This window comes from Dyella japonica A8, from assembly GCF_000725385.1.
GTDB classification, from domain to species: Bacteria; Pseudomonadota; Gammaproteobacteria; order Xanthomonadales; family Rhodanobacteraceae; genus Dyella; species Dyella japonica_C.
This window is the reverse complement of sequence record NZ_CP008884.1, coordinates 3,080,707-3,094,174: the sequence shown is the minus strand read 5'-3', so window position 1 is coordinate 3,094,174 and position 13,468 is coordinate 3,080,707. Positions and strand designations below refer to the sequence as shown.

Here is a 13,468-nt window from a genome sequence, read left to right as displayed (position 1 = left end):
CCGGTGGCGTGACGCATTCGGACGAAGACAGAATGGACTAAACCTTCAGCACCACCAGTGGAGCCTGGAATCGTTTGACGGTTGCGTCGCAATTCAAGTTCGCCAGATGCGCCACACTGATTAAGCCACTCGACGTTCGTCGCCTTCCGGCCAGCAAGCGCTTTCACGCATAGACGTCGACCATCTTCAGAATGCATTGAGATCGTCGTAGTCGAGGTAGTCATCTTCCTCAGCCGTAGTTGCCACCTCGGGAGCGCTTGCCGGTAGATGCTGAAGGCCGCTCGGCTTACTGGATTGAGACAGGCTGGAATCGGTACGAGGATCAGGCCCATGCACAACCGGAGGTGGGGCCGATGGTTCAACGTGAGGCGCAGGGATTTCGCGACCTTCTACCGCGTTAGCTCGCTGACTAAGTTCGTGTTCTGCCAAATGGGCAAGGTCTTTGCGCGAAATCGATTTCGCGGACTTTTCGCTTCGTGACTTCTCTCGAATGCGTTCAAGCCACTGATGCACGGGATCGTCCAAGAAACCAATGGCCAGGTATCCCTCTTCGATCAGATCATTGATATGCTTCCGGACATCTCGCGAATGCTCGGTGTGCCGCCAGCGCCCTTGAACCTTGGCAATCCCGATAAATGTGCCATCTTCTGCAAAAAGCGGAAACTCGCGAATCGCATCGCGACTGATGTGCCCTATGACGCGCCGATTCAACCACTTCCAATCGCTGGCGAGTTCTACGGTGGTGTAATCCGCTCCTTCGAAATGAATATAGGGGCGGCGCCCATCGCGCTGGCTCCCCCTGACAGTGAACTCAGCTACAGAGACGTTGAGTGCCTTCTTTCCTGGTGCCAATGGCGGAAGGGCGGGCACAATGAGGCCGAACTTGTCCGTGTCATGCCACGCAGCTTCCAGCCGCGACATGGGATCCGATCCAAAGTTGGATTTCGAGTTCCGTCGATTGTGGTCGACAATGATACTTTCGATGAGTTGTACGATATCAATGATTGGGACCTTCGCCGCGATAGCCTGGCCCTCAGCATCTTGCCGCATGGGATCCAGTGGTGATGTGCCCACCGTGCTGCGGATTCTTCGAAATCCAAGTCGTTCCATCCCGCCGAATATGCCTTCGACGGTCGGCCTTCGATCGAATCGCCGAATCGGCCCAAAGTTGATGTCGCAACCAAGGAGATCACGCGAACGCAGACCGACCTCCTCAGCAAGGTGGATTAATGCATTGTCAACAAGCAGTTGATTCCAACCGCACCACGTAAAGGGATCTCCAAGCTCACTGGGAAGACCTGCGCTGGACTGCTCCTCAAAGCCTTCACAAAACGTCCGCGGGCGCCCATTTCCCATGGCGCTATTGAGCGCATCCAAGACGTCATCCGCATTCGCTTCTCTGCGGAAGACAATCTTGTAGCCAAGGATGGTTCGTAGCCAGCGATCAATGACCAAGATGATGGTGATACGCTCAATCGGCAGCCAACGCATTCCTTCTGGCGACGGAATACCAATGGATCCTATGAACTGACATTTGTGCTCGTCCATCTCGACGATGTCGAATGGACGGTTCGCCATCAATCGACTATGCATGCCCGTGCCTGTCTTTGAACGGGCAGCAGCACGACTACCGAACTGAGTTGCGACGATATCGTCGTAACGAAGATTGATGAAATTGTGCAGATAGCCCCGAATCGATTCGCGACCAAGCTTCTTGGTAGAAAATGGCCACTCCCAGCTGTTTACACCACCCTTCTCGCACAACTCGAGAAATTTTTGGTGCGCGGACTTCTCGCGTAACCGCGCCTCACACCCTTCGGCGCGCCTTGCGCTATTTAGTAGGTATTTCTCAAAGTCAGCGGCAATCTCCTTATGCTGACGAAGAAATTGCGCAAGGGCGCCAGCCAAACCTCCCTTCTTACTGCGCCCACTCGCCATAGGTGGCTTCCGGCGCTCCGGTGGACGAAATCGAAGGTTCTTGATGAGTCCGCGCCAACCCACGAGCTCTCCACTTCCGTCGGGCGTAATGCAGCGCCTGAAGCTACGGAGCAGTGTCTGAATGTAGATATTTTGGGATTTTAGTTCCGCATCGAACGGGCGCCCCTCGATGTAGTCAATGACTGCTTGGTAAAGAAGGTTAAACCGCTTCTCCTGCTTCTCTGGCCAGCCCTCCGTGCTAACCTCGACCCATTCGCGATAGTTCAACCAATCGCGAGGAGCATTCTCGCGCGTGTATTTGATGTCACTCATCGCCCGGCACCAGCGAAAGCGCAGTGGCAACTTTGCCGAAAGCTCGCGATCTGCGAGTGATCTGCGCTTCTTGGGTTCAGCATGCCTCTGCACTCCACACGAGAGTGTGGGTGGACCAAGGGTGTGTATCGAGGTTGGCACACAGGTCGCGCCGCCTGAGCAGCGTTGCGACTGCCCCATAGAAGATGCCCACTTCGACATCCGAGAACTCGGCCTGCAGTTTCCCGAGCGTCGAGCGTTTGAGAGAATTCAAGCGGATCAGTATTTGACGCTCCACGCTTCTGGTCGAATGCACCCGCACGCGGCGAATGCAAGGAACAACTCGCCGCCAGTTCTCGACGCGCTGGACGTGACTGTTAAGGACATGGAGGTTGACGGTGACGATACCGTCCACTGGCGCCAACTCTCTGGCTGCGTCTCCCTTGGGAGCTGCTGCATCAAATGCCAGCTCGACTTGCAGCGTGCCGCCAGCTAGCGTGGTCACGGACGCGAATGGCTTGGAGGGCTGCCATGCCTGCTTCACATCTTGGACTTCATACCAATGCGGCAGGTAGCGGATGTCTTTGAAATCTGGCTCGCCTTCGAGCAAGTAGAAAGCCTCGAACGCCGGATCGCTATTTAAAATCAGATCCTTTTGCTCAAATGGTGGCCGAACCAGCCAAATGTTGGTTCCTTTGTCACCTCTCTTTCGAATCGCCTCAGCGATTTTGCTGCGCTGCGCTTGCGCAGGCGTCTTTTGCTTCTTGTTCGCCACCACCAGTCGCACCCTCCAATATGGGCGCGGCGCGTGACTACGCTGTCCAGCTCGGGGCAATAGCTGCCCTTGACGCCTTATTAGAAGCGCCGTAAGCTCAAACACGCAGTACACGGGTCCGCTATACCCGTGCCGATAGCCAGCCCCTGACCGAGCTGGCTATTTTTTTATCTTGATTTTTAATGAGTATTTAACAAATAAGCTCGCGACCCGAATAGACCGAAACGGATCGGACGCTCCCCGTAAGAGTGCATCCGCCTGACCTTAAAAGAAAGCCTGTGTTTTGAAGAAAAAACTCTCGTAAGCGACTGATTCTTTGCATTTTTCCTAATGTGTACTGAATAATGGTCTACAGCCGCACAGGGATAAACGAGCGCCGCGCTAGCCAGCTATGGCCTGCATTCCAACGGGATTTGCGAAGAGCGCGGACCGCAACTTGGGCTGCAACAGCCCAGGAAGAGCATGACCGCCTGCGTGTCGACCTCAGGCGGCAGCACGCACAGTTATCCACCACGCGATTCGAACTGCCCTGCGAGGGCTGGTGGGCGATTCCAAAGCCGAAACGGACGAACTATCTAGACGGTCGGCAACACCCGCAGATCCGTACTATCGAAGCAGTGACGAAACACTCGCCACGGAGCGCAAAAGTATGGGAGAGCGTTCTTTGGGTCGTCCTGTCACCACAATGTGAGCTGCGCTTCCTCACCCATCTGGTCAACGCGTTTGATGAGAGCCGCCTAGACCGGATCGTTGGAGGCCTCCGCGATGGCGATCCCTACAACGTCGCGAATGATTTGCAGGACCTCAATGCGACCGCCATGGTGGTCGCCAAGATTCGCCTCTTGGTCAACGAGAAGAGGATCCCAAGAGCCTTTGACCTGGCGTGCGCACTCGTTCAGATGTTGTGCTATCACGCAATCAACCCCCTTTATGGGGCAGCTGCAATGAAGCTGTGGCACCTGACCTCGAAAGTTGTTCTCGAGGGGCTAGTGAAAGATGGATTGCAGTTTTCGCGATGCCTGGATGGCTTCGCAGGCTTCACTTCTGCCTTACGAGATCGGATTCACCGGGCGCACACGCTTTACGGAGTTGAGCGCCTAGGCACCGGCCCGCGATTTCGCTGGGAAACCCTGGTGGACCTGAGCCATCACGGCATTTTCGGATTCGCAACTCCGGAACTTGGCGGAGCTGAGGGTCTTCATTCGCTTTTGGACTCCAAGCCAACCCCGGATGGCGCAAGCTTGGCGCAAAGAGACCCCCTGTTCCGACCTGCTATACGTCAAGCCGAGTAAAAGTGCGCTGGAGCGGCATCGACCGAATGGCTCCAATGTTGAACTTTCGCACCGCCTGGGCGGGGTGAGTGGAGCTCAGCCACCGAGTTTTGGAGCGCACTGGCGCAGTGCCTGGTTGAGCGTCCGCCAATATTCATCGGCGTCGAATTCGGATCTGCCGCGTCCCGCATGAGCAACGACCAAATAACATGTTTACTTGCGGGCACGAGCAAATAACATGTTTACTTGTTTTCACGGACAACTAAAAACGTTACTGACCGAAGATGTTGCGGTTTAAGTGACTGATTTTACTTGTGTAACGAAATAACATCTTTAGTTGCTTCGGGTCCTAGCCAAATGACCTGATTCTCTTTTACTTTTAGGTCGTTTCCATCGTTGCGGCTGTGGCTATGTTCACTCGGCTGACGCTTACGGATTTGCCAGGCCCTCTCAGGGGGCCGGTCATCGTCGACGATCTGGGGCGCCCGCGGTTTTGGGCAGTTGCATGGAGCGTTCTTGCTCTCAATGACACAGCCCCAGCGACAAAGGAGAAGCGGCTCCGCTACTTAGAGAGCCTTTACGCGCACAGCGACAGCAAGTTCGGCCTAGGTTCTTTAGATTCCTCCCTGAGCCTTCTCGACATGGACCGGCTTTCTCGAATCCTGGAGACCTGGTTCATCTCAATAGCCAATCAACCCAAGCAAAGTTCGTCCGACGAAGCTCGTTGGCAAACGGGATACGAGTTCGTCAAATTTGTAGTTTCATGGAAGGTCCGCTCGCCCGTGTCCAATGTGCACCTAAAGGGTTTGCAGAGCTCTCTAGATCGCCTCACGCACCTGTATAAGCAGCTTCGTGTCCAGAAGCCGCGCCAAGCTGACCGAATACGATCGCTACCGGCGAACATAGTTCAAAGCCTGTACGAGCATCTTGATCCGTCGTCTAAAGCGAATCCGTTCACCCGGAACCACACGCGGTGGCTTGTCTACGCAAGTTTCATACTGCTGCTTCATCAAGGCCTTCGCCGTGGCGAGCTCCTTCTTCTACCGCTCGATGCCATAAAATCTGGCTTCGATGGCGAGAGAAATCAGGAGCGCTTCTGGATCAATATTCAAAGCAATCCCTATGAAGGTGAAGACAGTGACCCTCGTTTCACGAGACCAAGCATAAAAACCGATCATTCGATCCGGCAGCTACCGGTGAGCAGCGCCGTTGTCCATATAGTCCAATCTTACGTCGACAATTATCGCGGTCGCCCAGGCCACTCCTTTCTTATGAACTCACAGAAAGGGCATCCGCTATCGACCGAATCATTGACGAAGATCTTCGTCAAAGCTTGCCTTGCCCTTCCCAAGGACATACAGGCGCAAATAAAGGCCCACCTTGGGAGACCCAATATCACCCCGCACGATCTTCGCCACACGTGTGCTGTCATAAGACTCAATCAGCTTTTACGACAGGGCGACTCGATGGATGAGGCGACGCAGAAACTCCGGACATTCTTCGGCTGGACGCGCGCATCAACGATGCCGCTGAAGTACGCAGCAGCGGTGTTCGATAACAGGCTAACCTCCGTGTGGTCTGAAAAATTTGACAGCCAAATCGAAGTTCTTCGCGCGCTTTCCTAACCAACTTAAAGGAGCGGTGGAATATGGAGAATGGGGATCTATTCGCACCAGGAATCGAGCGAGATCGACTCCACGAGATAGAAGGCCAGATCCCTTCCCTGCCCTCGCGAATCAGCTATTTCGATGACTTCGATGAAATGCGGCGGTCGATCGATAGGTTGAATGAGTCAAACGTATACGAAATCCGCTACAACGGAACTACTCTGGCGGCAGACTTCTCCCGCTTTCATCCCGCTATTGCCAAGCTCCTCAAGCATGTATTCGTTCGTCTTATTTCCCGAGGCGTCACTTCCCACACCGCCTACGGCCGTGTAACGGATATCGTTCACTTTACACCCGATGAGCTTGCCGATCTGGCAACCTTTGGACCGCATCAGACTGCCAAACTCTGGTCGCGGCTTCTTTCAAAGGCCTATCCAAGGGCCGCGTATGAAGCGGCGAAAGCTCTGCTTCGAACCCTTTGCGACCTGCGTATTGCAGACTGGTCACCGGCATATCTCGAATTCGTCGGCAAGTCACTGCCTGGCGCACCGTTTGAAAAATATGCGGCGCTAAAAACCGGCGACGCGTTTCTCTCAATCGAACAGGAGGCATTGATTGTTGGCCTGATTGATGAGGCGTCGCTATCTGTAAACGTCGAGCGTGAACGGTGGCCCTACCGCGATCTGGCAGACATAGCGATGCTTGTTTGCGCATTTCAATTTGGTCTTAGGCCCGTCCAAATAGCGCGCCTAAAGATCAAGGATGTGAAACACAGGGCCCACGTCGAAAGTGGCGCCAACTCCGTCCACTTGTCTTTCCCCATGGTCAAGCAAAGGGCGGGAGTCCGTGCCCTGCCAATGGTTCGACGTGTAAAGCCTGAGTGGAACGCCATCTTTATAGAGCTTCTTACTCGAGCACATGAGTTAGGCCTAGAGGCCGACAGAAGGATATTCGCGGTAGATTCTGGCCGCGAGGCCGGCCTCCGGATTGCCACTCGTGCGCGGCATCTTCTCAGCAACGACAGCGTATCGACATACACATTCAGGCATTCCGCGGCGCAGCGCATGGTAAACGCCGGCGCAAATCACGAGGAATTGGCCGCCTTTCTTGGACACTCGGACATCACCACGGCGCTTGTCTACTTCAAAACTTCGGCGAGCCAAGCGGAACGAATTAACGAAGCTCTCGGGATCTCGAATACCTATGTCAACGTCGCAAGAATAGCGAAACAAAGGTACATCACGGCCGAAGATCTCGCACAACTGAAAGCCGACCACCAAATTGGCGGAGTGCCACATGGGATACCAATCTCAGGAATTGGTGGCTGCACATCGGGCCAACGCGCATGCCAATACAATCCTGCAATATCGTGCTACACCTGCCGTCGATTCATGCCCTTGCATGACGCCTCGATACATAGGCAGGTATTGCGTGACCTGCGGGAGGTTGTCTCACAATTTCAGCGCGCGTCGCACGACGAACAGGCATCGCCTGCCTATCTGCAGCTAAAGAGGACGATCGATGGCGTGCAAGGCGTCATCGCTGGCATCGAGGGCGATTGGCATGAATGACAATTTCTCCGCGTTTGTTGCGCTTTCTCGATCGATCGCTAGCGACCAGCAAGTCGCTTGGGATATCCCGTTGTCAGAAGAAGGAAAGGCCTTGCGAGGCCGGGGATGGAACCTCACGCAGATGGTCGGTGGTGTTGTGACGCCGGCACACCATCTAAACCATCTTGGCTGCGACGACGCCACTCTCAAGGCGTTGGCGGGTCAGGCGCCAGAATTGAGCGGCGGCGTGAGAGTTCTATCTGATGGGTGGCAGAACCTCATCAAGGCGGCGGTGATCGAACAACTACTCGTACGAAAAAATTCCACAGGTCACGTCGTCAATTGTGTGATCAGACCACTGCGCGTACTTGCCACAGTCGCACGAGACAAGGAGCCCTGGGAAATCAACTCCGACGACATTGCTGCCGCAGTCAAGGTGGCGGCGGGACTTCAATCATGCGGAGTTCTAGGCGACCGAGTGGCCGCATTGGCCAAGATACTATTCGACCAGAATCACCTCGCCGATGCCGGCCCAATTTACGCCGTTGTAGCTAGCGCAAGATTGAATCCCGGAAAGAGTCGGCGCGCAAAGTTCTTGAAATCTGCCGAGACGATCCGAAGCTCCCTGGAGGAGCGAAAACGATCCGAACGACTTCCCTCACAGCGCGCCTTTTGGGAGCTGATCCGCATTGTGATGACGGAAGAGCCACGGAGCCTTGTCGACGAACTGCGCTTTGCGGCGATACGCCTAATGATCGTCACAGGCTTTCGGATTGGCGAGGCGACTAGACTGCCTTCCGATTGGCTGCGCCGCCGTAGCCACGTATCACCGTCCGGGGCGCCCGCCTCTGCGTTTGGCGGTGTTGATAGCACTATGATGATTCGGCACTTCGCCGAAAAGCAGAATACGGATGGGGGCTCATCACTAACGCTTAGCGAGGCAACCGCATTCGTTCCGCGAATGTTTGAGGACTTTCTACAGGAAACTCTCGGTCGAGTTAACGCCATCACCGAGCCGCTGCGCAAGACACTCAGGGCCCAGGTCGAATCTGGGCGCCTACTGCCGTCATTTGGAGCGACGCAACTTGTCCCGATGCTTCACCTCTACCCTTACCTTTCGGGAAGCCCCTACTGGACAGAGTTTGACGAGAAAGAGCGCGAATCTTGGCGATCAACATGTCGCGCCGACGTCTCTGGTGGCCAGTTTGATCGGCTCTTTGAATTGCAGGTGGCGGATTTCGCCAGCGGCAAGCGATCGATCTCAAACGCCGCCTACGTCTACTTCAATCGAATGAGAGCAGCTGGCTTGAAAGAAGGCGCCCTATATGTCCGTCGCGAGGACGGATCCGAGTATGGCGCCACGGATCGGATTCGCTGGCAATTGGCCTTTTTTCGGATCGGTGAGCTAGAGGAATACCTTAAGGATGGAAAGCGAACAAAGGCGAGCGATGTCGAGCCATTGAGACTCGAAGGGGGCCTCATCCAGACTTGGGACCTTATGTTTCTCCACCCGAAACGGTCTCTAGCGGAAGAGAGAAACGAGGGAATCTGCGACATCACTAGGTACGCCTCTGTCAATCGCCCCTCCCCCGACTTCTTAACCGCAGCACTGGGAGAAAGCGATCAATTTGAATCCATCTTTCAGCGCTATGGGGCAACTGTCGAAGATCGATCCCTGGTCATCCGATCACACATGCTTCGCCATCTGTTGAACAATGAGCTGTATCGGCTAGGGGTAGCAGACACGATTATTACGAAACAATTCAACAGACGGAGTGTCACTCAAAGCTATCAGTACGATCACCGATCACTGGCCGAGGACCTGAACGCCATCGAGATACCCGAAGAGGTGGAGTACGCCCTCGGCGAGAAGACCTCCACCGTCTATAAAATGATTAGGGCCAACAAATCATCCGGCCCCATCGTCGATGATTTTAGGCGTATCCAGGCAGATGAGGGCGAAGAAGCGGCCTTGACCTTTCTCAGGGCGGAAGCGGATGGATTTCACGCCACGCCTTACGGCACTTGCGTGTCTAGCTTCACAGTAAGTCCATGTCCTAAACACCTGCAGTGCTTCGCGGGTTGTAGGCACTTGACGAGTAGCCAAGATCCGGTGGCACACGCAAATCTGCGGAAACTTGAGATCAAGCTCGTCGCCGCTGTCGACGACATTGAGGAGCGTGGCATCAGGAACGTCGGCTGGCAGAATCAGCTAGATCATGCGAGAAGCACGCTTCAAGGTGTCCGCTCCCTGCTAGCCACAGAGCCGGGGCGCGCTGCATTTCCTGATGGGAAGGACTATTCAAAACCGGAAGCAACTGACGGCAGCCAGAAATGATCACTGACAACTCAGAAGAAATTGATCAACTGTTGAGGCAAATGCTCGAACTGGATGTGGACATTACAGCCAGAGAACTCGCTAGGCGTCACCCCACCCTCAAATCAGCGAGCTCGTTTACTCGATTGCCCGGCCGCCGAGCCGCCCTCCTTCGCTATCAGGAGGAGCAGAGACGAATACGTTCGATATCTCAAAGAGTCCAGCACCGGTCGCGAGCTTCTGTCTCAACTGACATCGCTGCAAGAGATGCCCGAATCGAGGCACTTGAACGTGAAGTTCAAGTGTTAGTCGCTTCACATATGGCCATGATTCGCGCGGTAGGCGAGATCGGGGGATTCGCAGCTTGGGCTAAGCTATTCGAAGGCTTTGAGGATGCCAGGGAGACGCTAGTTCGCCTAAACGCCATGCCGACCAATAACATCACAATGTTAGCGGAAAGAGGCGAATCCACTCATCTCCAGAAGCGCCGCTAAGCTTTCAGGGCGCCGCAGGACGTCGCAGGCGTATCGGGGCTTCGGATACGACATCCGCGCCGCACGCTAATCATTCGAGTTAGACCTTGAGATATTCATCGCATTCGTAGATCAGTCGCTGAAGTTCGGGGTCGTCAGCATCGGGCCTCTCTGCAAGAATAGATCGCACTGCGGCAATTTGCTCATTGTTCGGAATCAGCTCACTCGGACTCTCCCACATCCAGTCGATGAGAATCCCCCTCAGATCATCTACGGGCAGCCTCGCGACCTCGCCGCGCGTCGGCACGTACATCCCGACTCGATAAACGGGATTGTCTCGACCATGACTATCGAGGGCTGCTTCGAAAGCGCTGGGCGGCATTCCAAAGCGATCGTCGTCGTCGGGTGACATAAGCACCTCTATTCTCGAAGGTAGGTTTCGCGTTTGGCACGCAGTGCATCTGCGAATCTGTCGATGAAGTCGGACATCGTGCCACGGAAGCGGAGCGCCTCATATGGCAGCGCAACGCCCAATTCTCGAGCTATGGATGTTGCGTACTGCATTTGTGCCGCCGTTGGTGGCTGGAGATCAGTGTCCAGGCAAGCGGCCAGGCTATTCGCAAAGCAAACTGCAAGGCGCTCTCGAAAATGGTCCATACCACCTCCGTGATGCGCTCTATCGTACTGAAGGGCCCAGGCCTCCCGGATCACATCATCTATCGGGATGGGTACAGGGTCATCTTCGTCGTTGAGTAAGAGCCGCATGACCGCTTCCTAAATTTCTGCCGTACGGGCCTTGTGTTGCATGCTACGAAATTCGTAGTATCCGACTCAAGGCAAAATTACGAATCTCGTAGCATCCGTCTACGAGACCCGTACGCATGCCCAGTGATGCCGATATCCGCCTGACTTTCCAGCGGCGGCTGAAAGAGGCCAGAGAAGAGCGGGCCCTTTCTCAGAAGAACCTTGGAATTGAAGCAGGGATCGACCCATTTGTGGCCAGCACCCGCATCAACAGGTATGAACAGGGGGTCCACGAGCCTGACATGGCCACCATTCAGCGCCTGGCAAAAGCGCTTCAAGTTCCCCTCCCGTACCTATTTGCAACCGATGATCGGCTTGCTGCAATGATCCTTGCTTTCGATAAGCTCACTTCCAGCGATAAGGATCGCCTTCTGCGAGACTTGGGACAGCGAAAAGGAAAGTAATGCCATGGCTCGGACAAGCATCAGCGTGGATCAAGAGATACTGTCTGAGGCCCGAATACTGCTTGGAGATCGAGAGGGCCTGGAGGAATTCGTTGACTCAGTCCTGCGCCAGGCAGTGACACGTCGCCGGGCAAGGACCGAGTTTCTCGCTCGAGCCATTGCTTCTAGCGAACGAGCGCGCCAGTCCGGTCGATATGTGGATTCGGAAGTAGTCTTGTCTGAGCTAGAGTCCATTCTGCGTGCCCATGAGGCTCCGCAGCGATAGGGTCTCTGCCTGGAGGGATAGGGCTGCTTATGCAGCGAGCTTGTGCGCGTAATAAGGCCGCACCCGGTCATCCAGGATGGCGTACAGGGCTTCTAGGTTGTTCGGATCTGGGCTTAGCCAGGCTTCGAGGTGCTCCGGCTTGATCGGGACAATGCAGCGGTCGTGGCCAGCTTCTGAGACCTCTGGCGGCGGCTCGTCCGTGATGGCGGCGAATGAGAACAGGTCAGTGTCGTGGTCACCATGAGGTGACAGGTTCCATAAGCAGGCTACGAGCATTTCCTGGGGCGGCTGCGGGGCGAACTCGAGGATGACGTTCTCTTCCTCCTCGTTCGGCGCAAGCTCCCTCCCCTCCATCTTGTGCCGTGAGACGTTCTCGTAGAACTTCGTCACGATCATGATGCCGTGACGATGGCCAAAGAGCTTGCCCCATGTCTCTTCCAGCTTGTCGCGCCGCGCGTTATAGGTGCCCGGGTATTTCCGCTCAGTCCTTTCGTCCCAGCCGGGCAGACGGCATTGGTAGCGCATGGGGACAACGATGCGCTGGCCGTCTTTCTCGATCATCACCGGGGCATAGCTGCCCGGGTAAATGCGTGAGTCGTCTGGCTCCGGCTCGCGGCGCAACAGATCATCCAGGTTCCGCTCGGCGGCTTTGATCTTCTTTTTGGCTATGCGCTGGTCTTCGGCGGCTTTCTTGGTGGGCTTGGGTCCGGCCAATACGGCTTCAGCTTTGGCGAGCCGTTCGGTTTGGGTGGCATGCTCAGCCTTGAGCTTCTCCTCAAGTTCGCGATCACCCTCGGCGACGATCTTGGCGAGTTCAAAGCCTTCTTCACCATGGGGCTTGCGGAACGCCTCGCGCATGGCCTTGGGAATCTTGGTCCAGCCGCCGTCTTTGCGCTTCTCCCAAAACAGCTCAACGAAACGCTTGATGCTGATGATGGCGCCGTACGTACGGACAAACTTTTCGTAGTCGGCTTCGACCTGGGCGGAGTAGCACATGGCACGACCCCTAACGCGGGGACGGTGCCCCGTGAAAGCGCAGCATACTCTCCAGCCTGTCCGCGACCCAGTCGTGGTCATGAGCAGGCGCACCATCTAGGACGGGATCGGCCTCGCCGGCGAACGCCGGCCAGAAGTTCTCGGGCTCTGGGAACTGATCCAAGAGGTGAGGCAGATAGGCCTCAAGGCGATTCAACGCCTTTTGGAGCTGAGCGCGGGTAGTCATGTCGGCAAGCTATAGGCGCCTGATCTCATAGCTTGAGAAGGCGCAGTGGCCTGGGTGACCTTGAGGGCTGGGTCTCAGGGTTGTTCCATGATGGCTTGCCCACTTCTCGACCCAGGCTGTCCCCTTCTCTCTTGAGCCAATCTCAAACGACTTGTTCTTGCTTGAGTCGGTGCTTGGATACCAAAACAGGTGCCACTGCCCGTCGATGCGCATATGGACCAGCGTGGCGAAGTTGCCGGTGACATGCGGCTCCACAATCCTGGCGAGCCAAAGCTCGTGATCGGCAGTGAAGCCGGGCTTCGACCATTCGATGACGATGTTGTTCATGCGTTCAACGTACGCCGTCATCGTCTCAGCACCTGACCCGAACAATTGTCACGTCGATCACCGCCGCCCGCGGGTTCGGCGCAACTGAGCTCCCTGTCGCAGCTCTGTGCGGCTCAGTCCTGCGAACAAGCCATCAGGTCATCAGCCGAGCCGGCGCAAGGTTAGCGAATTGGCAAGGCTGGTCTGGTGAAATGCCCTTGTTGCGCTGCGGCGCCCTCGGCCCT

General features: G+C 55.6%; 10 protein-coding genes. 5 read left to right on the top strand and 5 right to left on the bottom strand.

Annotated features, from left to right (window positions below):
- Positions 1–186: 186 nt before the first annotated feature.
- Both HY57_RS12990 and HY57_RS12985 read right to left on the bottom strand, forming a co-directional pair.
- Positions 187–2,250, bottom strand: a complete 2,064-nt coding sequence (locus HY57_RS12990) for a hypothetical protein (protein WP_019467601.1) — start codon at positions 2,248–2,250, stop codon at positions 187–189.
- A 76-nt stretch (positions 2,251–2,326) separates the two neighbouring features.
- Complete coding sequence (locus HY57_RS12985) at positions 2,327–3,007, bottom strand: hypothetical protein (protein WP_019467602.1); 681 nt, start codon at positions 3,005–3,007, stop codon at positions 2,327–2,329.
- Positions 3,008–3,348: 341 nt separating this feature from the next.
- Here HY57_RS12985 and HY57_RS12980 point away from each other — a divergent pair, with 341 nt between their 5' ends.
- The 4 genes from HY57_RS12980 (at position 3,349) to HY57_RS12965 (ending at position 9,770) form a co-directional block, all read left to right on the top strand.
- Positions 3,349–4,296, top strand: coding sequence for a hypothetical protein (locus HY57_RS12980; protein ID WP_038579826.1), 948 nt, complete (start codon positions 3,349–3,351; stop codon positions 4,294–4,296).
- A gap of 389 nt (positions 4,297–4,685) precedes the next feature.
- Entirely contained in the window at positions 4,686–5,900 is a 1,215-nt protein-coding gene (locus HY57_RS12975; protein ID WP_019467604.1) for a tyrosine-type recombinase/integrase, read from the top strand.
- Positions 5,901–5,923: 23 nt separating this feature from the next.
- On the top strand, positions 5,924–7,453 hold the full coding sequence (locus tag HY57_RS12970; RefSeq protein WP_019467605.1) for a site-specific integrase: 1,530 nt from the start codon (positions 5,924–5,926) through the stop codon (positions 7,451–7,453).
- On the top strand, positions 7,446–9,770 hold the full coding sequence (locus HY57_RS12965; RefSeq protein ID WP_026034330.1) for a hypothetical protein: 2,325 nt from the start codon (positions 7,446–7,448) through the stop codon (positions 9,768–9,770). Before HY57_RS12970 ends, HY57_RS12965 begins: the two co-directional genes overlap by 8 nt.
- A gap of 552 nt (positions 9,771–10,322) precedes the next feature.
- Here the strand turns inward: HY57_RS12965 and HY57_RS12955 are convergent.
- Positions 10,323–10,634: a hypothetical protein gene (locus HY57_RS12955; protein ID WP_038581019.1), complete on the bottom strand. Its 312-nt coding sequence runs from the start codon at positions 10,632–10,634 to the stop codon at positions 10,323–10,325.
- Positions 10,635–11,103: 469 nt separating this feature from the next.
- Here HY57_RS12955 and HY57_RS12945 point away from each other — a divergent pair, with 469 nt between their 5' ends.
- Entirely contained in the window at positions 11,104–11,430 is a 327-nt protein-coding gene (locus tag HY57_RS12945; protein WP_019467610.1) for a helix-turn-helix domain-containing protein, read from the top strand.
- A gap of 292 nt (positions 11,431–11,722) precedes the next feature.
- On the opposite strand, the gene HY57_RS12940 is transcribed toward HY57_RS12945, so the two are convergent.
- Both HY57_RS12940 and HY57_RS12930 read right to left on the bottom strand, forming a co-directional pair.
- Positions 11,723–12,691, bottom strand: coding sequence for an SOS response-associated peptidase family protein (locus tag HY57_RS12940; RefSeq protein WP_019467611.1), 969 nt, complete (start codon positions 12,689–12,691; stop codon positions 11,723–11,725).
- 235 nt (positions 12,692–12,926) lie between these two features.
- Positions 12,927–13,244 carry a hypothetical protein gene (locus tag HY57_RS12930; RefSeq protein ID WP_100218310.1) on the bottom strand — a complete coding sequence of 106 codons (318 nt, stop codon included), beginning with the start codon at positions 13,242–13,244 and terminating at the stop codon, positions 12,927–12,929.
- Positions 13,245–13,468 lie beyond the last annotated feature (224 nt).

Bases quoted from the DNA above. Each gene is read 5' to 3' on its own strand.
- HY57_RS12990 (WP_019467601.1), bottom strand. From the start codon at position 2,250: ATGAGTGACATCAAATACACGCGCGAGAATGCTCCTCGCGATTGGTTG.
- HY57_RS12980 (WP_038579826.1), top strand. From the start codon at position 3,349: ATGGTCTACAGCCGCACAGGGATAAACGAGCGCCGCGCTAGCCAGCTA.
- HY57_RS12975 (WP_019467604.1), top strand. From the start codon at position 4,686: ATGTTCACTCGGCTGACGCTTACGGATTTGCCAGGCCCTCTCAGGGGG.
- HY57_RS12970 (WP_019467605.1), top strand. From the start codon at position 5,924: ATGGAGAATGGGGATCTATTCGCACCAGGAATCGAGCGAGATCGACTC.
- HY57_RS12965 (WP_026034330.1), top strand. From the start codon at position 7,446: ATGAATGACAATTTCTCCGCGTTTGTTGCGCTTTCTCGATCGATCGCT.
- HY57_RS12955 (WP_038581019.1), bottom strand. From the start codon at position 10,634: ATGTCACCCGACGACGACGATCGCTTTGGAATGCCGCCCAGCGCTTTC.
- HY57_RS12945 (WP_019467610.1), top strand. From the start codon at position 11,104: ATGCCCAGTGATGCCGATATCCGCCTGACTTTCCAGCGGCGGCTGAAA.
- HY57_RS12940 (WP_019467611.1), bottom strand. From the start codon at position 12,691: ATGTGCTACTCCGCCCAGGTCGAAGCCGACTACGAAAAGTTTGTCCGT.
- HY57_RS12930 (WP_100218310.1), bottom strand. From the start codon at position 13,244: ATGAACAACATCGTCATCGAATGGTCGAAGCCCGGCTTCACTGCCGAT.